Annotated in this window: 19 protein-coding genes and 1 pseudogene; 8 read left to right on the top strand and 12 right to left on the bottom strand. The window is 46.7% G+C overall.

The features are described from left to right. Positions 1-221: 221 nt before the first annotated feature. Positions 222-2,678, top strand: a complete 2,457-nt coding sequence (locus tag Q4Q52_RS04050; RefSeq protein WP_311989894.1) for an ankyrin repeat domain-containing protein — start codon at positions 222-224, stop codon at positions 2,676-2,678. A gap of 118 nt (positions 2,679-2,796) precedes the next feature. On the opposite strand, the gene Q4Q52_RS04045 is transcribed toward Q4Q52_RS04050, so the two are convergent. Continuing rightward, positions 2,797-3,999 carry a serine hydrolase gene (locus Q4Q52_RS04045; protein ID WP_071938527.1) on the bottom strand — a complete coding sequence of 401 codons (1,203 nt, stop codon included), beginning with the start codon at positions 3,997-3,999 and terminating at the stop codon, positions 2,797-2,799. A gap of 355 nt (positions 4,000-4,354) precedes the next feature. Between Q4Q52_RS04045 and Q4Q52_RS04040 the strand changes: the two genes are divergently transcribed. Then, positions 4,355-4,750 carry a hypothetical protein gene (locus Q4Q52_RS04040; protein ID WP_006084039.1) on the top strand — a complete coding sequence of 132 codons (396 nt, stop codon included), beginning with the start codon at positions 4,355-4,357 and terminating at the stop codon, positions 4,748-4,750. Positions 4,751-4,857: 107 nt separating this feature from the next. Here the strand turns inward: Q4Q52_RS04040 and nqrF are convergent, their stop codons facing one another. The 6 genes from nqrF to Q4Q52_RS04010 form a co-directional block, all read right to left on the bottom strand. Then, complete coding sequence (nqrF, locus tag Q4Q52_RS04035) at positions 4,858-6,075, bottom strand: NADH:ubiquinone reductase (Na(+)-transporting) subunit F (protein ID WP_311989893.1); 1,218 nt, start codon at positions 6,073-6,075, stop codon at positions 4,858-4,860. 77 nt (positions 6,076-6,152) lie between these two features. After that, on the bottom strand, positions 6,153-6,761 hold the full coding sequence (nqrE, locus tag Q4Q52_RS04030; protein ID WP_106651538.1) for an NADH:ubiquinone reductase (Na(+)-transporting) subunit E: 609 nt from the start codon (positions 6,759-6,761) through the stop codon (positions 6,153-6,155). Between the two features lie 9 nt (positions 6,762-6,770). Then, positions 6,771-7,391, bottom strand: coding sequence for an NADH:ubiquinone reductase (Na(+)-transporting) subunit D (locus tag Q4Q52_RS04025; RefSeq protein ID WP_006080314.1), 621 nt, complete (start codon positions 7,389-7,391; stop codon positions 6,771-6,773). Continuing rightward, positions 7,388-8,194, bottom strand: a complete 807-nt coding sequence (locus Q4Q52_RS04020; protein WP_311989892.1) for a Na(+)-translocating NADH-quinone reductase subunit C — start codon at positions 8,192-8,194, stop codon at positions 7,388-7,390. The genes Q4Q52_RS04025 and Q4Q52_RS04020 overlap by 4 nt, the downstream gene beginning before the upstream one ends. Next, positions 8,184-9,416 carry an NADH:ubiquinone reductase (Na(+)-transporting) subunit B gene (locus Q4Q52_RS04015; protein ID WP_311989891.1) on the bottom strand — a complete coding sequence of 411 codons (1,233 nt, stop codon included), beginning with the start codon at positions 9,414-9,416 and terminating at the stop codon, positions 8,184-8,186. The genes Q4Q52_RS04020 and Q4Q52_RS04015 overlap by 11 nt, the downstream gene beginning before the upstream one ends. Next, positions 9,416-10,789: a Na(+)-translocating NADH-quinone reductase subunit A gene (locus Q4Q52_RS04010; RefSeq protein ID WP_259508160.1), complete on the bottom strand. Its 1,374-nt coding sequence runs from the start codon at positions 10,787-10,789 to the stop codon at positions 9,416-9,418. Before Q4Q52_RS04010 ends, Q4Q52_RS04015 begins: the two co-directional genes overlap by 1 nt. Before the next feature lie 454 nt (positions 10,790-11,243). Between Q4Q52_RS04010 and Q4Q52_RS04005 the strand changes: the two genes are divergently transcribed. From Q4Q52_RS04005 to Q4Q52_RS03995, 3 genes are all read left to right on the top strand, one after another. After that, a complete protein-coding gene (locus tag Q4Q52_RS04005; protein WP_311989890.1) occupies positions 11,244-12,284 on the top strand; it encodes an NADP(H)-dependent aldo-keto reductase in 1,041 nt (346 codons plus the stop codon). 362 nt (positions 12,285-12,646) lie between these two features. Beyond that, complete coding sequence (gene ompV / locus Q4Q52_RS04000) at positions 12,647-13,420, top strand: outer membrane protein OmpV (protein ID WP_012090121.1); 774 nt, start codon at positions 12,647-12,649, stop codon at positions 13,418-13,420. Positions 13,421-13,441: 21 nt separating this feature from the next. After that, on the top strand, positions 13,442-13,900 hold the full coding sequence (locus Q4Q52_RS03995; protein ID WP_006080308.1) for a CC0125/CC1285 family lipoprotein: 459 nt from the start codon (positions 13,442-13,444) through the stop codon (positions 13,898-13,900). 197 nt (positions 13,901-14,097) lie between these two features. On the opposite strand, the gene Q4Q52_RS03990 is transcribed toward Q4Q52_RS03995, so the two are convergent. Genes Q4Q52_RS03990 through Q4Q52_RS03975 form a run of 4 tightly spaced genes read right to left on the bottom strand, consistent with a single transcriptional unit; the run spans position 14,098 to position 17,326 of the window. Beyond that, positions 14,098-15,390: an ATP-binding protein gene (locus Q4Q52_RS03990; RefSeq protein WP_311989889.1), complete on the bottom strand. Its 1,293-nt coding sequence runs from the start codon at positions 15,388-15,390 to the stop codon at positions 14,098-14,100. Then, on the bottom strand, positions 15,387-16,091 hold the full coding sequence (locus Q4Q52_RS03985) for a response regulator transcription factor (RefSeq protein WP_006080306.1): 705 nt from the start codon (positions 16,089-16,091) through the stop codon (positions 15,387-15,389). The genes Q4Q52_RS03990 and Q4Q52_RS03985 overlap by 4 nt, the downstream gene beginning before the upstream one ends. A gap of 1 nt (position 16,092) precedes the next feature. Next, positions 16,093-16,476, bottom strand: a complete 384-nt coding sequence (locus Q4Q52_RS03980) for a DUF3019 domain-containing protein (RefSeq protein ID WP_006080305.1) — start codon at positions 16,474-16,476, stop codon at positions 16,093-16,095. Between the two features lie 10 nt (positions 16,477-16,486). Next, positions 16,487-17,326 (bottom strand): MipA/OmpV family protein, encoded by an 840-nt coding sequence (locus tag Q4Q52_RS03975; protein WP_311989888.1) that lies wholly within the window; start codon positions 17,324-17,326, stop codon positions 16,487-16,489. Between the two features lie 459 nt (positions 17,327-17,785). Here Q4Q52_RS03975 and Q4Q52_RS03970 point away from each other — a divergent pair, with 459 nt between their 5' ends. Both Q4Q52_RS03970 and Q4Q52_RS03965 read left to right on the top strand, forming a co-directional pair. Next, the gene (locus Q4Q52_RS03970) at positions 17,786-18,082 is read left to right on the top strand and encodes a hypothetical protein (protein WP_311989887.1); all 297 of its coding nucleotides are present in this window, start codon (positions 17,786-17,788) and stop codon (positions 18,080-18,082) included. Positions 18,083-18,137: 55 nt separating this feature from the next. Next, positions 18,138-20,414, top strand: a complete 2,277-nt coding sequence (locus Q4Q52_RS03965) for a TonB-dependent receptor (RefSeq protein WP_311989886.1) — start codon at positions 18,138-18,140, stop codon at positions 20,412-20,414. A gap of 69 nt (positions 20,415-20,483) precedes the next feature. On the opposite strand, the pseudogene Q4Q52_RS03960 reads toward Q4Q52_RS03965, so the two are convergent. Then, positions 20,484-22,177, bottom strand: a pseudogene (locus Q4Q52_RS03960) (methyl-accepting chemotaxis protein). Positions 22,178-22,524: 347 nt separating this feature from the next. Between Q4Q52_RS03960 and Q4Q52_RS03955 the strand changes: the two are divergent. Continuing rightward, positions 22,525-23,874 (top strand): cysteine desulfurase, encoded by a 1,350-nt coding sequence (locus Q4Q52_RS03955; RefSeq protein ID WP_261272250.1) that lies wholly within the window; start codon positions 22,525-22,527, stop codon positions 23,872-23,874. The last annotated feature ends 81 nt before the right edge of the window (positions 23,875-23,955 follow it).

Raw genomic sequence — 23,955 nt, 5'->3', positions numbered from 1 at the left:
AACTGAAGTAACAATGCCAAGCAGCGATGATTCAACTTGTTTGGCATTATCAATTTGTATCAGCAAATGTTATTCAGCAAGATGATTTTAATTATCAGTCTTAGGGCATAGTTTTTCTTAACTTAATTGCATTAAAATATGGCAATTTTACCTCGCTCAATTTTTAATAAATTGAAAGGCGTTTGATACCATTTTGTTAACGGCATTAAATAGGGAACATTATGCTCAGTTGGATTTTTAGTAATAAGAAACTCACTCTTCGGGAAATATGCCTAGATAACACACTTTCGACCTCGGCTAAAATAAAGAAAGTTGATCAATTTCTTACCGATAGTGGAGATCTCAATTTTATTGATCTCAATGTTTCGCCCTGTAACATATTAGTTCCTCTATCTTGCAGTCCTCAGTCCGATTTAGTGCTTATAAAATACTTGCTCAACAAAGGCGCTAAAATCGAATGCAATGGTTTCAGTGCCTTGCATTCGGCTATTGAATATAATAACTCTGAACTCGTTACCCTATACCTAGACTCTGGTGCCAATCTTTACTTTCAAAATCAATACAATAATTGCTGGCTCAACTATCTATTTCATCCTAATCCGCAGTATATCTATCAGGATCATCAACGTAGAGATATGATAGATCTTCTACTTGCAGCTAAGTTAGACATCAATAAACCGGTGAGCTTTTGGACCAATGGTGAAGTAAACCACCCGCTAGAAATATTATATGATGAACGAAGTAAAGATCTATTCCTGCATATCATTAATAAAGACATCCCATTAGAAATAGGTAAATTAAGTCTAATTGAAAATATTATTTCCTCGAGCGGATTCTGGGGGATTGAAGCCTTTGCTCCTTTAGTAAAACGCTTTCCTGTATTTAAAAAGTCCCGTTATATTATGGCCAATGACAGCAGCTTCTGGGACGATGCCAATTTACTCGAGCTTTGTGTTTATGCCAAATCACAAGAATATACTGAATATCTGCTAGACCATTATCCGCAGCTCAAGGCAGACTCCCACGCCAAAAGTTTAGTCTATGCGGCATTGACCTCAGAATTTGACCTTGGGATTATCGAAAAGCTACTTAAGGCCACCGTCGATATTAATCGCATCTATAGGATGACTCCGCCCGAGGCCGACCATTCCCCCTTGCTCAACCAATATCTTGATCACGCCAAATTTACCGATGTGAATAAACGGAGTTACATCTATCAAGCCCTTGAACTCTTGCTCAAATATGGCGCTAATCCTAATGCCGAATTTGTAAATACGGGTAAAGCCTATGAGATGTTAGTCTGGTCGAACTTACGACTACTGATTTATCCAATGGTCGAAAACAAAACCTTTTTGCCCGAGTTCCTCGATCTGTTCCTGCAATATGGCATGGATATCAATAAAAAATTTGGTGCAGTGGATGAACCGACCTTACTCACCCTCTGCCAGCGTGGTTCAGGTAAAGAAGATCAAGCAACACTTATTCAAGTGATGGAATATCTGCTCACCAAGGGGCTGGATTTAAACCTCACCAATATCTACAACACTAACTATGTGTCTGCGGCGGCTATCTCCTGTCGAACCCAACTACTTGAATGGCTTATTAACCAAGGCGGGGATATTTTTACCCATTGCGGCCATGATAACTCGCCCATTCTACACAAGGCGATTTCGACCTACTGGTGGGATCAAATCACTGGCCCCATGCGACGTAATACTGTTGAACTCTTACTGCGCCACGGAGCTAAAATTGAAGAATTCTCAGTAGATGAGCAATTTACGCCACTCATGTGCGCCTGTTACTACGGCGCGCAGTCCTGCGTAGAAGCGCTACTCGAACATGGCGCAAACCCTAATGCCATCAATGCTGAAGACACCACCCCCGCCCTTTGCGCAGTGATAGGTGGCAGCTCAATCGAGTTTCCTCGCTTTGAATCAACGGCGGTGCGGATCTTAAGGCTATTGCAACAATATGGCGCCGACTTAACAACTGAGAACTGCCGCGGCAATAGCCCGCTGGTCGCAGCTATAGAGCAGGAATATAAGGAGATTTTCGAAGCACTGCTGCAAATAGCCTCCTACAGTGAAACTCAGCTTGAGCGAGTACTCGAAGTAGCGGAGCCAGAAAGCTATTTCAGCCGTCGCCTGATGCAACATATTAATGGCGAAACAATGCAACAGCCGACTCAAGTTCACGCCCAGACTGAAACTAAGCCTATCTCAAATATGCAGACAACCGAGACTGCGGATGATAACGCTCCTACTGGCCAACTAGATATAGCGTCTAAAAAGGCCAAATTAGAGGTAAGTAATGCGGCTTCAGATAAAAACCAAATCCCAACGCTGTTCGATCTCAAAACCAAAGTGCAGAGCTTCTTTAAACTTATCGCAAAGGATCCCGATATCACTGTCGCCCAATTTAAAGGCATAGAAGAACAGCTCGATCTGCTGATTGAAAAACTGAATGATTTTAGCTTTTTCCGCAATCAGGCCACCCAAGCGGAGTTTGAAGAAAGCGTGCAGGAATATATCGATGATACGGTCGATGAGATAAACAAGTTAATCGAGGATGATTATCCCGCCCTAACCGAAGCTTTAGTCGATTCAGTCTGGACGATTTTGCAGTACTTTAGGGTTGATATCGAAATTGAAACCGCACTGAGAAAGCGCTTCTGGTAACGATTAGCACCTTAACTACCAACGAGTACCAAGCATAAAGCCCTAACGTTGGGGCTTTATGCTTTCGAGACTCACACCATCTGACTTAGCCGTCTATTAGCCAACATAATGGAGAGACTTAAGGCTTAACATTAGACACTTTAGCAAGCAGTAACTGGCTACGAATGATTTGACGTATCTGATTATGCAGTTCAAATACTCGAGTGCGATCATTAAGATTTAGCGATAGATTTTCCAGCATCACCAGATCCAAATTAAATTCGGGATAATGCAGTGTCATCGACATATAGCCAGATAAATAGCCCGTATGACTGTATTCGACGAGGCCATCGTCCTTATTGATCCTCACCCCATAGCCATAGCGCATATTCGGCCATAAGAATTGGATCTCGGTATACGCCGTTGTCATCCGTTGATAACTCTCTGCGCTCATCAACTTGCCAGAATGTAATAGATACTGAAAGGCGGCATAAGCTGGCGCTGAAGCAATTAACCCCCCTGCGGGCAACAAAGCTTCATCAAGCACTAAGTCAGCAGGGGCAATCACCTCGCTTTCCTGTAAACCTATGGCGAGTGAAGGCACTTTGGCGCGAATAGCCTCAATACTGCCAAGCTCAGCACTCAGGCCATTAAACTGGTATCGCGTTGCAAACTGCGCCACTTGCTCGGCAAAGGATTGGTGATTGACCTTCTCAAGCACTTGCCCTAAAAGTGAATAACCGAAGTTGGAGTATTCAAATTGGCTACCCGGCTCGAATCGATTGGCCTTACCCAGTTTATCGACGCCCGATGTATGAGTCAGCAGTTGGTGTAGCGTAATCCGCTCGTCATAACGACTGGGATTTAAAGCGTTTGCACTTGAATTTGTACCCGCCACAGTGCCTTTTAGTGCCTCGTTATCTCCCTTCGCATCACCAAAAAGGTAATGATTTAGCGTTTGATTTAAGTCGAGTTTCCCCGCATCGAGTGCCTGTAATATCAAGGTTGCAGTGATTTGTTTAGAGAGCGATGCCATCACAAAGCGCGAATCTTGACTAATACCTTCGCCCTTTTGCAGTTCAAACTGCGGCTTGCCCTGCTCAAGCAGGATAACACTGCCACTAAATGGCTGTGGCGAATCCTTTATCGCGGCTTGGATTAAGATCTTAATCTCCGCCACCTTCGATACTGAAGATGCGGTTTGGCTTTCAACGGCAATCGACTTATCACCTTGCACGCTCTGCGCTTTTTCAGTCCCAGTCTCTAGTAATGCGGCAATACTATTGGCACTTGGAAATAATAAAAAACCAGTAAACAGGGTACTGATAACACTCAAACGCATGGGTTATCCTTAACGTAATTGGCCAATGGCCAGATTTGAAAGCGGCAAGCATATCACAAGTTTTTTTAGTGTTGCTGTGTTTGAAATTTGGAATGACAGTCTGGACTGAGCCTTTAAAAGTGAATGGAGTTGACCAGTACAGACTGATAACTATGAGGCGACTTTATGCTTTTCAAACTTCGTTTGATTGTTTTTAAATGCAAAGTCATTCACAAACATTGACACCCACTAGGCACAAATCCTTAAAGCGATCTCAATCACAATTCACTTTAACGTAAGCCGAAAGCAGATTATGCTGTTGATTTTAAATGGCTGGTAAAGTTTTCAATTTGATTATCTGTTCTAAGGAGAAAGCATGTTTTTTACATTACTGTTTATTACATTTGCACTATCTATAACCGTTTCATTTCTCGTTGTTTCGATTTTCAAAAAACCACTGGGAGAAATATTTTCTCGAATAATTCAAGATTCAATCAGTGCCGCTTGGCAAAAATATATTATTTTTGCCACATACGTTGTGGGCATTTCAGGTGGAGTTAGGATTTATGATTTAGAGCGCTACATTACCGCTCGACATAAAGATGTTGAAATTCTACAGCTAACTCTAGAACGTTGGACTATTGAGATCTATCGGACAATTATTGAAACTTTGCAAAGTATCGCATGGATGTACCTCATCGTATTCATATTTGCCCTTATCGCATATGTCATTGTTAGAGGCTTTGAACTTAAAAACGCTAACAAGCAATAAACAAAACTCGCGTTAAGTTACCTTAACGCGAGTTATGAGTTTCAAGCTTTAACCGCTAATTGAAGCTCTGATTAAGCTCTGATTAAGTGCTAGCTTAAGTTTAACGGCTAATCACCAAAGTCATCGAGTAAGATGTTTTCGGGCTCAACGCCTAAGCTTTCAAGCATCTTAATCACTGAAGAGTTCATGATTGGAGGACCACACATGTAGTACTCGCAATCTTCTGGTGCCTTATGATTTTTAAGATAATTCTCATAAATCACATTATGGATAAAGCCAGTGTAGCCAGTCCAATTATCCTCAGGCAATGGCTCAGATAACGCCACATGCCAAACGAAGTTGTCATTCTCGGCCGCTAGAGCATCGAAATCCGCTTGATAAAACACTTCACGGGTCGAACGTGCGCCGTACCAGAAGCTCATTTTACGTGTGGTTTTCTTACTCTTAAGCTGATCGAAAATGTGTGAACGCATAGGTGCCATGCCCGCACCGCCGCCGATAAACACCATTTCCGCATCGGTTTCCTTCACAAAGAACTCGCCGAATGGTCCTGAAATCGTCACTGTATCGCCCGCTTTTAGGTTGAAGATGTAAGATGACATCTTACCCGCTGGCACATTGGCCGATGGCGGTGTCGCAATCCGCACGTTCAGCATAATGCGGCCCTTTTCATCGGGATAGTTGGCCATAGAGTAAGCGCGCAACACTTCTTCGTTGACGGTAGAGACAATGTCAAACAGGCCGTATTTGTCCCAATCGCCACGGTATTTTTCAGGAATATCAAAGTCGGCGTATTTCACCACATGGGCTGGCGCTTCAATTTGAATATAACCCCCCGCTTTAAAGCGAACATCTTCACCTTCGGGTAACTCAAGCAATAACTCCTTGATAAAAGTCGCCTTATTATCATTAGAGATCACCTGACATTGCCACTTTTTCACCCCAAAGATTTCTTCGTCGAGCTCAAGTTCCATATCGGTTTTCACTGAGACTTGGCAGGCGAGACGACAACCTTCTTTAGCCTCTTTCTTGGTGATATGGCCCATTTCAGTCGGCAGAATGTCACCGCCGCCCGCTTTGATTTTCACTCGGCACTGACCGCAGGTTCCGCCACCACCACAGGCTGACGGAATAAAAATACTCTGACTCGCCAAGGCGCCGAGTAACTTGTCACCCGCCGCAACTTGAATGCTTTTTTCGGCATCTTCGTTGATGCTGATCGTCACTTCACCCGAAGCCACTAATTGCTTTTTGGCGATTAGAATCACTATCACCAATAGACAGACCACTAGCGTGAACATGCCTATGCCAATTGCCATTTCCATCGTATTACCCTTTTCTAGCTCTTTTCTAAAAAGAATCTGGTTTCACTTTCTCAATTCTTGGCTCGCCTACTGTAGCTTTACAGCGAGATCCCTGAGAAAGACATAAAGCCCAGCGCCATCAAGCCTGTTGTGATAAAGGTGATACCAATACCTTGTAAGCCTTCGGGAATCGCGTTGAATTTCATTCTTTCACGCAGCCCCGCCAGCAGCACAATTGCCACTGCCCAGCCAAAACCCGAACCCATAGCAAACACCACCGACTCACCGAAGTTGTAATCACGGTTCGCCATAAAGATCACCCCAGCAAAAATCGCGCAGTTTACTGTGAGCAAAGGTAAGAAGATCCCAAGGGAGTCATACAGGCTAGGAATGTACTTATCCAAAAACATTTCAAGGATTTGCACTAACGCCGCAATCACACCGATGAAAGTGATCAACTGCAGGTAACTTAAATCGATACCGGGTAATCCCGCCCAAGACAATGCACCAGGTGCGAGCACTTTGACGTAAATAAGCTGGTTTAACGGCACGGCTAAGGTCATCACCACAATCACAGCGACACCTAGACCAAAGGCGGTTGACACTTTTTTAGACACGGCCAAGAAAGTACACATGCCCAAGAAGAACGACAGCGCCATGTTGTCGATAAAAGTGGCCTGCAAAAATAGATTTATATAGTGTTCCATATCTGCTCCTTAACCCCGTTTCCGCTGGATCACATTGATAGTCCAGATCAGCACACCAATCAGGAAGAAGGCGCTCGGTGGTAACTTGAACATCTCGTTTGGCAAGTACCAACCGCCATTTTCAATGGTGGTGAACACGCTATGACCGAATAAATTACCTGTCCCTAACAGCTCGCGTACAAAGGCAACGCTGATCAAAATCAAGCCATAACCTGTCGCATTACCGAGCGCATCGACGACCGCTAAATGCGGTGGATACTTCATGGCGAAGGCTTCTGCACGGCCCATGATGATACAGTTAGTAATAATTAACCCAACGAATACAGAAAGTTGCTTAGATAACTCATAAGCCACATCCTGCAGTACCATGTCGACGATAATCACCAAGGAGGCGATAACCGTCATCTGCGCGATAATGCGCACACTGGTTGGGATAAAGTTACGGATGGCAGAGATAATCAGGTTAGAAAACACCAACACAAAGGTCACTGCGAGCGTCATCACTACAGCGGTTTGCATTGAGTTACTGACCGCCAGCGCCGAACATACGCCCAGCACTTGCATCGCGACGGGGTTATTGGCAAACACTGGCCCCGTTAACATGTCACGCATGGATAAAGTGTTGCTCATTTTGCCTCTCCCAACTCACCTTGCAATTCACCCTGCGCGGCCGTCGCTTTCAGCTGATTGAAGAAGGTTTGAAAACCCTCAACCCCAAACCAAAACTCCATTGCGCGCTGCACGCCGCGGCCTGTCATGGTCGCGCCACTCACAGCATCGACACCGTGGACATCGCCTTCTTTAGCGCCGCCTTTAACGAGGCGCATAGCAAATTTGCCCTTTTCATCAAATAATTGCTTACCCTTCCACAGCGATAACCAATTGGGATCCGTCACAAAGTCGCCGATACCTGGGGTTTCACCGTGCTCGTACACCACTAGCCCTTTAATGGTGTTGAAATCGGGTTCAACCGCCACATAGCCGTAGATCATCGACCACAGACCTTTACCGTAGAAAGGCACAACCACACTGTCTAACTTGCCATCGGCATCAAGCACTTTAAATACGCGGGCATCGTTCGCACGGGTTTTAATCTTGGCGATGTCCTTTTTAGGGGCGCTAGAGGTCTCAGGATTAATCGCCGCCATACGCTCATCGAAATCGAGCACGTTAGCGTCTGAGTCCACCTTACCTGTGTCTAGGTTGATCAATAATGGCTTAACCGATTTAGCGAAAATCTCTCTAAAATCAGATTCCTGACCTAAGTTCACATCGGCTGCCATCAACACATAACGCTTCACTTCGTCACGTTTTTTGGCGACTTTACGTTCTTTCAATATGCCTGCTGTGCCTGTGATCATAAACGAGCACAGGAGGCAGAGCGTGATGGTGAAGATCATGGTCCCCACCACAGTATCTTTCTTAAAGACCATGACGTTTTAATCTCCGTTTGATGTTGGCGCGGGCCACCAGATAATCGAACAGCGGCGCCCAAAGGTTGGCGAACAGAATGGCTAACATCACGCCCTCAGGCATTTTGGGGTTAGCGACACGGATAAGCACTGTCATAAAACCAATCAAGGCACCGTAGGCAAATTTGCCTTGGCGAGTGTAGGAAGTGGTCACAGGATCGGTGGCCATAAACATCATCGCCAGCGCAAAACCGCCAGTGACCAGATGCCAAGTCCACGGCATTGCCATCATGTCATTACTGCTAGAACCGATGTAATTACACAGCGTTGCAGTCGCTATCATGCCCAGCAACACACCGAGCACAATGCGCCAGTCGGCTAAGCGGCTGATCAGCAGTAATGAACCACCGATCAAAATCGCTAAGGTGCTGGTTTCACCAATTGCGCCCACGGTGAAGCCAAAAAAGTTGTTCCACCAGTTAGGGTCGCTAAAGGCGCTAAACCAAGCGTAATCGGCAAAGCTCAGCTTGCCCGCTGCGGTTTGTGCCAGTGCAGTCGCACCAGAGAAACCATCAACGGCAACCAGCTGTTTAATGGTTGCAACTTCAGAGGGATAGGCAAAGTAGATAAAAGCCAAGCCCGCCAGCGCAGGGTTAAGGAAGTTATATCCCATACCGCCAAACAGCTCTTTAGCCACAACCACACCGAAGGAAATCCCCATGGCCACCAGCCATAGCGGTGTCGATACTGGCAAGATTAAGGTAAACAGCAGCGCCGTCACGAAGAAACCTTCGTGCAACTCTTGGCCGCGAACCCGCGCAAATACCACTTCCCAGAACAAACTGGTGAGCAGCGCTGTCAGGTAAATCGGCAGATAAAAACTAAGGCCATAGAGGAATAAACCTAATATCCCAGTGTCTTGGCTAAGGCCGCCAAACAGGGTATTAAAGATTTCTAACTTCCAAATATCTGGGGTCGATAAGCCGCCCGCAAGCGCAAGTTGTGCCTGTAGGCCAATGTTATATAGACCGAATAAAATGGCGGGCAGTAAACACAAACCGACTAGCGTCATGGTACGTTTCACGTCAATCGCGTCACGCACATGCACTTTACCCTTAGTGCTGTGGCCACTGGCAATGACGAGTGAACGCAAAAAGCCCTTCATCGACTTACCCGTTGCGTAGTATTCTTCCTGTAAATCAGTAGCTTGCTGTGAATCAGGTTTTTTAACTTGCTTAGTCATTAACCTTCCCTCTCGATAACATCTAGACAGGCACGTAATTCTTTACCAAAGTCATATTTGCCGGGACACACAAAAGTACACAGCGCCAGATCTTCTTCATCTAACTCCAATGCACCTAAGGCCTGCGCCTCATCGGTATCTCGCACCACTAAGTCTCGAACGAGCAAGGTGGGTAAAATATCCAGTGGCATCACGCGATCTAGCTGACCAAAGGCCATCATAGCGCGGGCTGAACCGCCCTGATGGGTAGTGAATTCGAACAGCTTAGTGGCACCAAACAAACGTGATGTCACTGCGCGGGTAATAGAGAATTTATCCGAGCCACCCCGTACCCAAGAAAGTACATGGTGCTGCGCATCTTCGCTCAGCACTGACACTTGGTTGTGGAATCGGCCTAAAAAGTCATGCACACCAACCGCGGTATGGCCAGATAACACAGAGCCCGATACCACACGGTTTTGGCCGGGTTTGATGTCATCACTGACTAAGGGACTTAACTCGGCGCCCAACTGAGTGCGCAGTAAACGCGGATTTAGCACGCTCGGGCCACCTAAGGCGACGATGCGGTCGGTATATAACTCACCGGTTTGGAATAACTTGCCGTAGGCAATCACGTCTTGATAGCCGATATGCCATACCTGACGCTCTAAACTCACGGGTAAAGTAAAGTGAATATGAGTGCCGACTAAACCAGCTGGATGAACCCCATCAAAGCGGCGCAGCTCAAGTTGCGGCAATGCCTCTTTCACAATCGCTTCGCCCTTATCCTGACACAGGTAAACCTTGCCCTCGGTTAAGCGGCTCAACACCAGCAAGCCAGCTTTAAAAGCCTCGGTTTGCTCGGCGATGATCAAACGCGGATCGGCGGCCAGTGGATTAGTATCAATTGCGGTAACAAAAATCCCTGCGGGCGTGCTATCGAGCGCAGGCACGCGCGAGAAAGGCCGCGTACGCAGTGCAGTCCATAGACCGCTTTTCACTAATTGCGCCTGAACGGTTGACCTTGCTAAAGCGGCGATGTCTTGATGGATCTCGAAGGAAATCTGTCCATCGCGGTTTTCGCCGTCATCACAACGAATGACAACCGATTGTAGAATTCGGCGCTCGCCGCGGTTAATCGCCACGACTTGGCCACTAGCGGGTGCAGTGAACAACACGCCCGGTGTTTTTTTATCTTCAAACAGGGCTTGGCCCTTTTGAACCCAATCGCCCTCTTCGACCAACATCGTCGGCTTAAGCCCAACGAATTCTTCACCCAGAACAGCCACTTGGGATGGCTTAGCACCGAGTTCAATGACCTGTCGCGGCTCGCCAGCAATCGGCAAGTCGAGGCCTTTTTTGATCGTTACAATTTGGTTTGAAAAATCTGCCATCACAAATATCAACCATGAAAAATTTTTAGATAAATTCAGGGTAGAGATTTGTTAACCCAGTTTCCGATATTGGCGTCACATTCCGCCGCAAATTCGTAAGTTAGATACATAAATTTACGCCGTTTTGTGACATAGGTTCACTTCCAAACTCGCCGCGATCTATAAATGTAGTTTTATAACAATTTATTCATAAATACGTTATTACTGATTTAGTCATACCTAAGGTTTACAAAAATAAGCCAAAATCCCCATCTCAGTGCAGCAAAGCGATAAAACCGTTAAAAGCGCGACTCAGAGAACAAACTTCAACCAATAACATGCCTCAACAGGGCGCAATACCGTTTAGCGGGCTGGCTATTTTTAGCGCACTAACATTTCAACCTATGGTTTAACCTTTGCTTTACAGCAAAAGCTTGGTAGCCTCAAACTAAGAGAGTTTTCGTAGGAGAAATAGATGGAATACAGACGCATACCGCATTCTAATCTCGAGGTCAGCAAAATCTGTTTGGGCACTATGACTTGGGGCGAACAAAATACCCAAGCAGAAGCATTTGCACAGCTGGACTACGCCATAGGAAATGGCATCAACTTTATCGATACGGCAGAAATGTATCCCGTCCCACCTAAGCCCGAAACCCAAGGGGAAACCGAGCGTATTCTGGGGCAATATATCAAGGCACACGGCAACCGTGACGACCTAGTGATTGCCACTAAAATTGCCGCACCGGGTGGTAAGAGTGATTATATTCGCAAGAATATGGCGCTGGACTGGAACAATATCCACCAAGCGGTCGATGCCTCCTTAGCACGCCTCCAAATCGACACTATCGATCTTTATCAAATCCATTGGCCCGACCGAAATACAAACTTCTTTGGTGAACTGTTTTACGATCAACAGGATCAAGAACATCAAACCCCGATCCTCGAAACCCTAGAAGCCCTCGCCGAAGTCATTCGCCAAGGTAAAGTGCGCTATATCGGTGTGTCGAACGAAACGCCTTGGGGCTTGATGAAGTACCTGCAACTCGCCGAAAAACATGGCCTGCCGCGTATTGTGAGTGTGCAAAACCCTTATAACTTGCTCAATCGCAGCTTCGAAGTCGGCATGAGCGAAATCAGCCACCGTGAAGAGTTGCCGTTGCTCGCTTACTCGCCCTTAGCCTTTGGTGCCCTAACCGGAAAATATTGCAACGACCAATGGCCCGAAGGTGCGCGCCTGACCTTGTTTAAGCGTTTCGCCCGTTACACAGGCTCGCAACTGGCACTCGAGGCCACACAAGCCTACGTCGATTTGGCCCGCGAGTTCAAACTCTCGCCCGCACAAATGGCGTTAGCTTTTGTTAACTCGCGTCAGTTTGTTGGCTCAAATATCATTGGCGCCACGGACTTATATCAACTTAAAGAAAATATCGACAGCCTGAAAGTCACACTATCGCCCGAGCTATTAGTGCGATTAAACCAACTGTCCGATAAATTCAGATTACCTTGCCCTTAGCCCCCGAATCTCAGCCCCTAGGCTTAGCCGGCAAGTCGTTTGAATAATCAATAGCATCAGGCCAATCCCCCTGATGCTATTGATTTCATTCAGCTCAACGCCGCTTTCCCATTCTAAATACCGCCTCCTTGTCGCACCTCGCTTTAGGTTAACGGCAAACCATCTGACCCAAACTCTCTTGTACTGACCAAACACAAAGCTATCGTATTACTCCCGTTAAACTCACAGCAGCATACTCAGCCCGATACCCTTCGACGGTCCTCCGGCAAAATGCTTCAGGTTACATTCGGATACAGAGTCCTGTTAAGAACTGAAATATAGTGGCGCCACAGTCACTAGACAGATGTCTTAAGGATCAAAAAATGAAAAAACTTTGCTTTGTAATCACAAGTGTTTTGATGTCGAGCCACGCGCTTGCTGAAAGCAATACCTACATTCGTAACGGTAATATCTATAGTCATCAAGATCAGTTCTTTGCTGGCGCAGGTGTTGCTACTGGCAGTCAGTTTTATAAGGGTCAAGATCACCAAACAGGTATCTATCTCAATGGCGGCTACCACGGTGAGGATTTCAACGCCGATCTGTCCGGTATCAACTACCGCTTTTTAGGCACCAACGACAGTGCCGTTAACTTCAGCATTTTTGTGGTTGCCAATCCTGGCTTTGATGCCAATGACGCCGATATTTTAACGGGCATGAAGGATCGCAAATTCAGTGGCGATCTGGGTTTAAACGCCGACATTCATTTAGGCACAGGCACGTTATCAACCAAATTCCAACACGATGTGACAAATGTTTATGATGGTTTTCAAGCTGATATCACCTACTACCATCCAATAAATCTAGGCTTTGGGGATCTGGTGCCTTATGCGGGTGTGCACTATTTCAGTAAAGACTTCGCAAACTACTACACAGGTGTGACGTCATCTGAAGCCACTGCGCAGCGCCCTGCTTATCAAGCCGACGGCACCTTTGCCTATAAGCTGGGTTACGCTTTGGTTATTCCAGTCACTAAGCATTTAGACATTACTCAAGCCACTGGTTACTCGCACATAGCTGCCAACATGGCTGACTCTCCGCTAATCGACAGTAGCAACCAGTGGGTTACTACTCTTGGCGTGAGCTATAGCTTCTAACTAACCTGACGAGACAAGACCATGACATCGATCAAAAAAACGTTTTTATGTGCTGGATTAGCCTTGATGCTTTCAGCTTGCGCCACTTCCTACGATACCGAAAAGCAATTTTGGTCTTTCGGTAAAGGCTTTGAAACCGCACAGATTGCACCCGATAGCTGGCAGATAAGCTTTGTTGGCAATACCAACACTGACCGCGCATTGGCCCGAAAGTACGTCATGCGTAAATCGGCTGAGTTATGCAAACAGGCTGGTTATAGCTACTTCACTTTCACTCGCGAACAAACCGATCGTGACGCAGTGGGCCAGTTTGGGGTAGGAAAAAACAGCAGTAACGACATTTTGTGGGGGAGTTCGACGATGAATCAAGAAACTTCTGTCATGGTCGAAGTCACAGGTTTACATAGCAAACCCGAAAATACAAACTCACGTATCTACGACACGGATTACATACTTAACAATGTCGATGTGAAAGGTTAATTGCTCATTGAAACAGCACCAGCCTAGCTCCTAGGCTGGTGCTGTTTTATCGCTACATAGTGACATTGCTCGCTTTGCCTGATGGTTATGCAGCGTTAAAATCCAGTCTTAAACTCTTGCCTTAAACTCTGCTTTAAAATTCAGCCTTAAATTCCGGTCTAAATCTCCAGTCCGAAACTTCAGCCTTAAACTCAGCGTTAAATTTCAGCCTTGAATTTTAGTGACATGCGAGCGCCACCGAGCTCAGGAGAACGTCCAATACGTAATGGGGAATTCATCCAACAACCAATTCTGTCGACAATCGCCAACCCCATGCCATGCCCGGAATTTCCACGGCTGTGCTGACCACGCACAAAAGGCTTAATCACCTGCGCAGACTCCAGTTCATCTATGCCTGGACCGTCATCGTCAACGTGTAACCAGGTCGCGCCCTCCTCGACTGCCAACGTCAGCCGAATCTTTGCCTTACCAAAACGCAGCGCATTATTGAGCAAATTATTCACCTGCATTGATAAGTACTTAGGGTCTGTCTTGATCTTAAGTGCTGTGGGATAGGAAACCAGTTCAACTGAAAAATCGGGGTACACTTGGCCTTGATACTTTTCGAGTAGCCAAGCATTGAGTTCAATCGACTGCCAATCGGGCTGAATATTCGCTTCATCGAGGCGGGCATAACTCAGCAGCGTCATCACCAAGTCTTCCATAGTGTCTAGATCGCGGTTCAAGCGCTGGAAATACTTCACTCTAAGCTGTTCGTTTTGGGTTTCTTCCAGCGCCTCAATGCCGAATCTTAGCCGTGCGATCGGAGTTTTTAAATCGTGAGAAACCGCTCGACTGAGCAGTTTGTTATCATCGATCAATTGCTGAATACGATCCGCCATGCGGTTGAATTCGATTTCAATAGTGCCTATGTAAGACGTTTTTCTAACAGGAATTCTCTGCTGCAACTCCCCCATGCCAAACGCTTGGGTCGCCTGACTGAGATTAACCAACTGACGGATCAAGGGCGACACCCACACCAACAATATCAGCACCACACCACCATAAAAAAGCATGGTATACAGCTTATTCAAGTCAAAGTTGCCATCGGTGGGCGTGACAATATCGGTATTGATGTTCAATACCTGCCCCGTTTTCGGCAGTAAATAATGCAAGGAGATACCGTCATCGGACTCCAGCAGCAGCGATTCTCCCGCATAAAACGCGGTTTTTAGATCTGAGGGTAAAACGAAATCGGCTTCACTCGCTAAAGACAATTGCTCTGAATTTAGCTGGTTCCAGTTTGCGATAAAACTGTGATTGTTAACGCTATCGTTATCGAGCGTTTGCGCCAGTGTGCCGCCCAGCAGTTTTAATGCCGCAAGATGAGTGGCTGGGGTTTGCGTGTCATTATCAGGATCTAGCAGACTGGCAAACTCGCTTATCGACCAGCCTAGGCTGGCAATGGCCACCAGCACTACCAGCACCAGAGAAGTCATCAACTTCTTCATAAAGCTTGCTCACCTTCGTCGCGGCAAAACAGGTATCCCTTGCCACGGATGGTTTTTACTTTATAGGGCTGACTCAACGCTTCCTGTAATTTCTTGCGTAAACGCGATATGCGAATATCAACTGAGCGATCTAGGCCGTCGTATTCAATGCCCCGCAGCTGAGCCACCAGTTCATTACGACTCACTATCGTGCCCGCCTTCAATGCCAGAAGCCACAACACATCGAACTCATTGGCATTCAAATCCAGCGGCTGTTTATCGATAGTGACCGATTTTGCCGTGGCATTGAGCACCAGCGAATCAAAAACTAATTGCTGTTTTTGCTCCTCATCACCCACACGGCGTAACAGGGCTTTTATCCGCGCTAACAACACCTGTGGCCGGATCGGCTTTGTCAGGTAATCATCTGCCCCGACATCTAATCCGCGGATCTCATCCCCATCCTCAACACAAGCCGTCATAAAGAGAATCGGCCCAGCATAAAATGCTCTCGCTTCCTTACAGACATCGAAACCATTCTTAACGGGTAACATTACGTCGAGTAACACTAAGTCAGGTATCTCTTCGGCTATCATCTCTAAGGCAAAATCGCCTTGGCTGGCAACCGTGACTTCGTAACCGTGGTCCAGTAAATAGTCACTGATCCACTCTGCCAGCGAGATATCGTCTTCGACCACTAAGATGTGCTTTTCAACTGACATATTAGAATAACCTCCAACCTGACTGACTCTGTTTAGGGGCCTTATAAACCCAAGTCACCACCACTTTGACCTGCGCCAGTGGTTGCACATCATCATTACGGATCAAACTAAAGGTCGCCGTTTTATCGCCTTCAAAACTATATTGATATTCTTGCATGGCTTTGCCGCTCCAGCAGATTAGCTGGTGCTGGCGGTCAGTCAGTATGAGGCAATACTCGCCACTCGTCGGTGTTTGCCATCGAAACAACACATCTTGATAGCAAGTTTGCCCCTTATGGAGCGCAATGCAGCGCTCAGGCGTCGCAGTAAAAATCACCGAATCGTCCTGACCCCAAGCAAAAAAAGGCGCGTTCAGTAACACTAGCCATAAATAAAATCGCTTCATGCCCACGCTCCTAAAACACATAGCTGATAGAGGCATTAAAAAACGATGCATATCCGGCTTGATTAAAGGGACTGTCCGTCACTTCTTTGGATAATACATTGAAGCGATACATGGCCCGGAAGACAAAATTTTCACTCAGCGGATAGGCAACACCGAGCTCCATGCCGTAGCTAAAAGAACTGCTCGGGTGATATTCGGGAAAGCGTTCGGTCGCTTCTTCTTTACTGACACCAAAAAGATAGCGATTCAAGGTGGCTGATGAATAGCCTACGCTTCCCAAAACGTGAAAGTTCCAATTACGTACCTGCCAAGACTTACCCAATCTGGCAGAACTCTGAATACCTTGATCATCATAATAATCAGACACTAATCTGTACTGGAAAACGTAGTTATCGCCCCAATAACGCGTCGCACGAAAACCTGCGCCAATATAGAGCGAATCTTCCGATAGCAGATAAGCATTGCGGCCAGCTTCATCGAGTGTGCTGGGATCCACATCTGGGCGAGACCATGAACCTTGTAAGTTCGCCAGTAACAGATCAAAGGACCAATCCTCTGAACTCCAAAGATTAACCCCAAGATTAACCCCATCCTGAGATTGGTGGATCATCTCAACAAACATGCCTTTGTATTGATACATGCCACTGACCAACAGCGACAATTGCGCAGTGCCAGAATCGGTTTGCCGAACATCAATTTGATTGATCCCGTAAACACTCATACCCAGTTCAAAATCACCGCCATCGGCTAGGCGATTGGTGCCTCCGTTGACACTGCTTGCAATATCCGATGCGGCAGCGGTACCGGAAAGCATGCTGAGCGTTAACACAAAAAACCAAAGAATACGCATGCCCATTTAATCCACATTTCTAGTCGTTATTTAGCGCTACATAGTACAACAGTTTGTTAGTCTTTTTATCCGCCACTGCACAACCCGTTGCATTTTTGCGACGAAAATATCGTCAGATAGCAAGAACAGTCAGCAAAGCGCAAGGAAGTGAACCTAAGCGAGGGGAAACTTCGCACCCAATACGCTTATCAGCTGAATCGATTGAGGATGTAACTAAGGTATTAAAACCTTCATCTTCGTCAATCCACATAAATTGAAATGATTAAAATCAATAATAAAAACAATTTAATAGATTAAATTATCCCATCATCGAAACCGATTAAACATTCTTTATTAACAAAGGTTAACTAGACCCAATACTGACAATTCAAGTAGGGTCGGGTCACAAATTAGGATCAACTGTATCTCGCGCTCGACGACTGGTGCGACGCTAAGATAAATCTGACCCATAGAAGAATAATGACTCACTCAAGTTCCCCAACTCACAGAAAGTGGCTTTGGCTACTACTCGGCGTGTGGCTGATTGTCATCCAATCGGTTGCGCTGCCGCATTCTGCTGAACACAGTTTAGAACATGAGCATGCCCACTGTTTCCTGTGCGATTTTGGTCATGAGCAAAATGCAGGTCCATCGTCTGTGCTTATGCCGCCGATGGGATTGCAGCAAGCTGAAAGCATCCCGCAGAAACCTTATCAACAACCGAGTTTACCTTGGTTACGTCACTTCAACGTGCGTGCACCGCCCTTACTGTCTTAAGCAAATTCAATCATTTAAAAAAATCTATTTTTTGCTTATCTAAAGGAAAGGCACAATGAAACTTGCACTATCTTCAATAGCGCTAGCAGTGGCTGGCGTGTGTTCACCGGTTATGGCCGCTCAATTACAAGGTCAAGTGACCGATCTGCAAGGCGCACCTATCGCTGGCGCCCTTGTCAGTATCGACGGTGGGACGAGTACAAGCACAAATCCACAGGGCCAGTATCAGTTAGCTGTCGCCGACAATAGTCATATCCATCTCCACATTAACGATGCCGATTTTAAGCATGTTGATAGGGATTTGCAGATAACCACTGGCGCGATGACGCAGGATATTTCACTGACAAAAACGGCGATGGAAAACATTGTCGTGACCGCATCGCCGCTCGCCCGCTCTGCGCTCGAAAGCACAACGCCAATAAGTGTACTGACCGAAGATCAACTCAAGCTCAATATCGAGCCGACGCTAGGTGACACCTTAGAAAAACTGCCCGGCGTACAAGCCTCTCACTTTGGTGCGGGGGCGAGTCGCCCCATCATTCGCGGCATGGGTGGTCCTCGAGTGCAAGTGCTTGAAAATGGCCTGTCTGTTGGTGACGCATCAACGGTATCGGCCGATCACGCGGTAACAGCGGAAGCCGCCTCGGCGCAGCAAATTGAGATCCTGCGCGGCCCAGGTACATTGCTTTACGGGAACGGCGCCATTGGCGGCGTGGTCAATGTGGTGGATAAACGCTACCACGAGAGCCCAGTCGATGAGCTGTCGGGGCAATTTGGCACTCGCTACGACACGGCCAGCAATGGCCGCACCTTTAACGGTGATATCGATGGCGGCAATGGTCAGTTCAATTGGCATGTAGATGGCACCCACCGCATTACCGATGATGTCGATATTCCGGGAAATGCCATTGCCAATCTGCCCGAAACCCATGGAAAACTGGCGAATAGTAATCAAAAACTCGACGACTATGCCGCGGGGGTTGGCTATACGGGTGACACGGGATTTGTCAGCGTGTCCGGCACGCGTACTGAATCGAATTACGGTATTCCCGGCCGCGGCGAAGCCGATGCACCCGATATCACCATAGATTTAAAGAAAACCGCATGGCAGTTGCACAGTGGTTTGTTAGATCCATTTGCCGGCTTCAGTAAACTGCGTTTTGATGCGGGATATACCGATTATCAACATGCTGAGGAAGAAGATGGGGTTGCCGGCACGACTTTCTTTAACAAGCAAAGTGAAGCGCGCTTAAGCCTTAACAATCGTCCTTGGGGTGAGTGGCAAGGCACTATGGGGCTGCATGCTGTACACCGTGATTTTGCCGTTGAAGGCGAAGAAGCGCTGACACCAGACAGCAAAACCGATACCTTAGCCGCCTTTATCGTGCAAGAACGTAAGGTCGGAGATTTTCGCTTCGAGCTTGGCGGCCGCTTAGAGCATTACCGCTTAGCGCCAGACAGCATGACGTTAGACACACTAAATGGCGAACAAACCTACCAAGCCGAAGACCTAGTCGATAATGATCTCACCGTATCGGCGGGCATGGTGTGGGACTTAGATCCAGCCTATAACTTAGGACTATCGCTCACCCGCGCCCAACGTTCGGCCACCGCCGAAGAGCTTTACAGCTATGGTCCCCACGATGCCACCCAAAGTTTCGAGCTTGGTTCGCAGTTCAGCATTGAAAATGGTCAAATCATCACTAATAGTGGCAATAACGATAAAGAGGTGGCCAATAATATCGACTTAACCCTGCGCAAATTAGAGGGTGCGTGGACAGGCTCATTGAGCATGGCCTACAACCGAGTCAATAATTTCTATTACGAGAAAAATACGGGTTTAATCGCCTCTGATATAGTCAACGGCGATGCTGAAGGTAATTTACCGGTTTACCAATACACCCAAGGCGATGCCGAGCTTTATTCCCTCGAGGCCCAAGCCAGCATCCCGTTTAACGATATTTGGTCATTGGATATGTTCAGCGATTACACCCGTGGCAAGCTGGTCGATGGTGGTAACTTGCCACTCATTTCGCCCATGCGTATCGGTTCAACTTTAAACTTTGACCAACAACAATGGCACGCTGAAGTCGGCGCGATTGGCTATGCCAAACAAACGGATACGGCCGAAAATGAAACCGAAACAGCAGGCTATGCGCTAGTGAATGCCGCCGTCACCTACCGTTTATACACTTCTGCGGGTGACATGCTGTTCTATGTCAAAGGCACAAATCTACTCGACCAAGACGCGCGGCCACACACCTCGTTACTCAAAGATTACGCCCCACTGATGGGACGCAACTTTATGTTAGGTGTCACCTATAACTTCTAAAAACAGGAGTTGTAAAAGACAATAAGTTAAGCCCAAAGCGAAGTCCTAGACTTCGCTTTTATTTTTCAATTAAACAGCGCGTACCTTAAACTGCTGCATGGTTTCCCTTAGTGAATTGGCCTGCTGAGACAATGACTCACTGGCTTTTGCAGTTTCATTGGCGCTGCCAAGTACCAATTCCCCTGAATCTCGAATCTCATTAATACGCTCACTGATATCCTCAGCGGTGACGGCTTGCTGCTCGCTTGCGGTCGCGACCTGAGCATTGGCCTGAGTCAATTCAGTTAAGGCATCTAAAATCTCAAATAGGTGCTGCTTGGCTTGATTAACAAGCAGTGACGATTCACTGATTTGCTTATCGTTATTGGCAAAGGAATCGACTGAGGACTTAGCATCTTTCACAAGTGTTTGGATAAGATCGCTGATCTCCTGCGTGGCGGTTTGGCTACGAGTTGCCAGCGCCCGCACTTCTTCAGCGACCACAGCAAACCCACGACCTTGATCTCCCGCCCGCGCCGCTTCAATCGATGCATTTAGGGCCAACAAGTTCGTCTGCCCCGCTATCGCATCGACTACAGAGACAAAATTGAGGATTTTTCCAGTACTCGCCTGAACCTGTTGAATAAGTTGATTAGAATACTGGGCGCTGGTAACTAACTGTTTGGAAATTTTTTCACTCGCATCGACAACCTCGCAACTTTCTTTCACTTTATGCTCGGCTTGTCCCGCTGAGTAAGAAGCGGTTTCGGCACTACTCGCCACTTCAGTGATCGTTGCCGCCATTTGGGTCATAGAGGCGGCGACTTGGTCGGTATTATCTTGCTGCCTTAACATGGCCTCACGATTATTTTCGGCCACCGCATTAAGCTCAGTCACCATAGAGGCAATTTCTTCACTTCGAGCAATCACTTGGCCGACGGTTTTACTTAAGGTCCACGCCATTTGATTCATACTGACGGTAAGTTCGCCCAGTTCATCCTTAGAGTCGACGCGCAGCTCTTGGTTAAAGTTACCCTGTTCCATCTTAGCGGCAGAATTACGTAACCGATTGATAGATTTGACCATGTATTGACTGCAAGCTATGCCTATCAATAAGCCAATGACTAAAGACACGATAGAAATAATCGTTAAACCATAAATCGCCCTGAGTTCTTCTTCCTCTGTTACAGAAACTGCAGCTTGAGTCATCAGCGCTCAACGAATTGACTTAGCTCAGCATTAAACACATTTTGCGCCACCTCTAAGGATTCAACCCGCTTAGCCAAAGCTGTATGGTCTTCTTTTTGCTGAATTCCCGAAATAACGGTGCCAAGCAGGGCTTTATAAGCTGTAAAATGTTAAATGATCGTGTCAACATCTTGATTTAGCTGCTGTGTTTTCTCACGTACTTGAGGAGTGTTAGCGTTTTTTAATGCCTCTCCAAGCATGGTTTGAGTCGAGAGCAACTCCTTGCTAATGTCTTCATTGTGCTGAATAACATCCGTAATAAAAGCCGCTAAAATGAGTGGACTGGATACGGCGTCAACATCAGCGGCACGAAATGCTTTCTCCAGAATCACTGAGCTTTCGAGCTGCTTAATGGTGACGTCGGTTGATAATCTCACTAATGGAATATTTTCCTTTGCAATGCCTTGGATTTCCTCAGAAACTCGCTGCATCTTCAACAGACTAAAACCAGACAAAATCAGGATCAGCACTAACATCACCCCAACGAGGGCGATCATCTTATGTTTAATCCGTAAATCTTTTAAAAACTGCACCATAAAACGGGTCTCCAACAAACACAGATATCAAAGGACGTCACATTTAGAATAGTCGCAGTTTTCACTTTGGGTGGTTGAATTGAGCCTAAAGTATTAGCTGAATTTAAAAGAAAAACTGAAACATTAGAAAAATCGCATCATAGCTAAGCTCGATGATACGTTAGAAAGTCAAAACCTGTTTAAGGCGCGCGAAATACTAGAGGGCAGAAGTTTGAACAAACGTTGGTGAAATTAGACGCTCAATACCGCCTTCCAATACCTACACCTCAACAAACTGCTAAAACTTGCATTAACATGGTAGATCACAGAAGATCCCTTGGCCTTTTTCTTTGCCTTTAGCCTCATTCATGACTCAAGCTGCATCACCTACGCCAAATACTGTGACTCACACAGCAACGAATACAATGGCCGACATTGAAACATCCCATGCCTCGGCGAATGCTGTGCCTGATACCACAGTGACACTTTGCTCATCAGAGGCAGAAAAGCAAAATGCTCAGATCCGGTCGCAATTCCCAGCGTTACATCAAATGCTTGATGGCTATCCCTTGTGTTATCTTGACACCGCAGCCACCAGCCAGAAACCGCAAATGGTGTTAGATGCTATGGCGCAGTTTTACGCTAACGACAATGCCAATGTGCATCGCGCGGCGCACCAGTTATCGGCGCGCTCGACCTTAAGTTATGAAAAAGTACGCGATCAACTGCAGCAATTTTTAAAGGCCGAACGCCGTGAAGAAATCATCTTTACCCACGGCACCACAGAATCAATCAACTTAGTCGCCTTTGGACTCACTGCACACGTCAACGCTGGTGATGTGATATTAATTGACGCCGCCGCCCACCACGCCAATATCGTACCTTGGCAGGAGCTGGCGAAACGCACGGGCGCTGTGATTGAGCCTATCCCTCTCGATCAAGCTTGCCGCTTAGATCTCAGCGCCTATAAAACCTTGCTCGAGTTAAAGCCAAAAATCGTCGCCCTATGCCATGTTTCCAACGCCCTAGGCACAGTCAATCAAGTGGCTCAGCTAGTGCAGTTAGCGAAGAAGCAAGGTGCAATAACCTTAGTTGATGGTGCGCAGGCAGTGGCACATTTAACGCTGGATGTGGCTGAAATCGATTGCGATTTTTACGTTTTTTCGGGGCATAAAATGTATGGTCCCACTGGCGTTGGTGTGCTTTACGGCCGTTTCGACGTGTTAGATACTATCGCGCCACTATTAACTGGTGGCGAGATGATTAAACGTGTGAGCTTTGAGGTAACAGAATTTGGCAGCCTACCGAATCGCTTAGAAGCGGGCACGCCACCAATTGCCGAAGTCATAGGTTTAGGCGCGGCCATTACATTTTTACAAACCGAGCTTACACCGCAGGTTCAAGCTTATGAAGCTGAATTAGTTAACTATTTACAAAGCCAATTGCGCGCGCTCGGTGAAGTGCATTTATACGGCGCCTTTGATGACAATATCGGCGTCGTCGCCTTTAATCTTGCCGATGAACATCATCAAGATGTAGGTATTTTACTGGATCAACAAGGGATTGCCGTGCGCTGCGGCCATCACTGCGCCATGCCATTAATGCAGAGTCTGAATCTTAAGGGCTGTTGCCGCGCCTCTATCGGTATCTACACCAATAAAGACGACATCGACCGCTTTATTGCTGCGTTGGCCTCGGTAAAAGACTTACTGCTGTGATCAGGTATTTAGCCACTGAACCACGCGACTCATGCGCTCAAGACAAGTTACGCTCAAATAAGTGAGACAGGATTTAGCCCT

Origin of the sequence: Shewanella sp. SP1S2-4 (assembly GCF_031932075.1) — a bacterium.
GTDB lineage: Bacteria > Pseudomonadota > Gammaproteobacteria > Enterobacterales > Shewanellaceae > Shewanella > Shewanella baltica.
Note: the sequence above shows the minus strand (reverse complement) of the source record. Positions and strands in the feature narration are given on the sequence as shown.

What these genes read in the sequence shown, in the direction of transcription:
- Q4Q52_RS04050 (WP_311989894.1), top strand. Translation starts at nt 222, where the DNA reads ATGCTCAGTTGGATTTTTAGTAATAAGAAACTCACTCTTCGGGAAATA.
- Q4Q52_RS04045 (WP_071938527.1), bottom strand. Translation starts at nt 3,999, where the DNA reads ATGCGTTTGAGTGTTATCAGTACCCTGTTTACTGGTTTTTTATTATTT.
- Q4Q52_RS04040 (WP_006084039.1), top strand. Translation starts at nt 4,355, where the DNA reads ATGTTTTTTACATTACTGTTTATTACATTTGCACTATCTATAACCGTT.
- nqrF (WP_311989893.1), bottom strand. Translation starts at nt 6,075, where the DNA reads ATGGAAATGGCAATTGGCATAGGCATGTTCACGCTAGTGGTCTGTCTA.
- nqrE (WP_106651538.1), bottom strand. Translation starts at nt 6,761, where the DNA reads ATGGAACACTATATAAATCTATTTTTGCAGGCCACTTTTATCGACAAC.
- Q4Q52_RS04025 (WP_006080314.1), bottom strand. Translation starts at nt 7,391, where the DNA reads ATGAGCAACACTTTATCCATGCGTGACATGTTAACGGGGCCAGTGTTT.
- Q4Q52_RS04020 (WP_311989892.1), bottom strand. Translation starts at nt 8,194, where the DNA reads ATGGTCTTTAAGAAAGATACTGTGGTGGGGACCATGATCTTCACCATC.
- Q4Q52_RS04015 (WP_311989891.1), bottom strand. Translation starts at nt 9,416, where the DNA reads ATGACTAAGCAAGTTAAAAAACCTGATTCACAGCAAGCTACTGATTTA.
- Q4Q52_RS04010 (WP_259508160.1), bottom strand. Translation starts at nt 10,789, where the DNA reads ATGGCAGATTTTTCAAACCAAATTGTAACGATCAAAAAAGGCCTCGAC.
- Q4Q52_RS04005 (WP_311989890.1), top strand. Translation starts at nt 11,244, where the DNA reads ATGGAATACAGACGCATACCGCATTCTAATCTCGAGGTCAGCAAAATC.
- ompV (WP_012090121.1), top strand. Translation starts at nt 12,647, where the DNA reads ATGAAAAAACTTTGCTTTGTAATCACAAGTGTTTTGATGTCGAGCCAC.
- Q4Q52_RS03995 (WP_006080308.1), top strand. Translation starts at nt 13,442, where the DNA reads ATGACATCGATCAAAAAAACGTTTTTATGTGCTGGATTAGCCTTGATG.
- Q4Q52_RS03990 (WP_311989889.1), bottom strand. Translation starts at nt 15,390, where the DNA reads ATGAAGAAGTTGATGACTTCTCTGGTGCTGGTAGTGCTGGTGGCCATT.
- Q4Q52_RS03985 (WP_006080306.1), bottom strand. Translation starts at nt 16,091, where the DNA reads ATGTCAGTTGAAAAGCACATCTTAGTGGTCGAAGACGATATCTCGCTG.
- Q4Q52_RS03980 (WP_006080305.1), bottom strand. Translation starts at nt 16,476, where the DNA reads ATGAAGCGATTTTATTTATGGCTAGTGTTACTGAACGCGCCTTTTTTT.
- Q4Q52_RS03975 (WP_311989888.1), bottom strand. Translation starts at nt 17,326, where the DNA reads ATGCGTATTCTTTGGTTTTTTGTGTTAACGCTCAGCATGCTTTCCGGT.
- Q4Q52_RS03970 (WP_311989887.1), top strand. Translation starts at nt 17,786, where the DNA reads ATGACTCACTCAAGTTCCCCAACTCACAGAAAGTGGCTTTGGCTACTA.
- Q4Q52_RS03965 (WP_311989886.1), top strand. Translation starts at nt 18,138, where the DNA reads ATGAAACTTGCACTATCTTCAATAGCGCTAGCAGTGGCTGGCGTGTGT.
- Q4Q52_RS03955 (WP_261272250.1), top strand. Translation starts at nt 22,525, where the DNA reads ATGACTCAAGCTGCATCACCTACGCCAAATACTGTGACTCACACAGCA.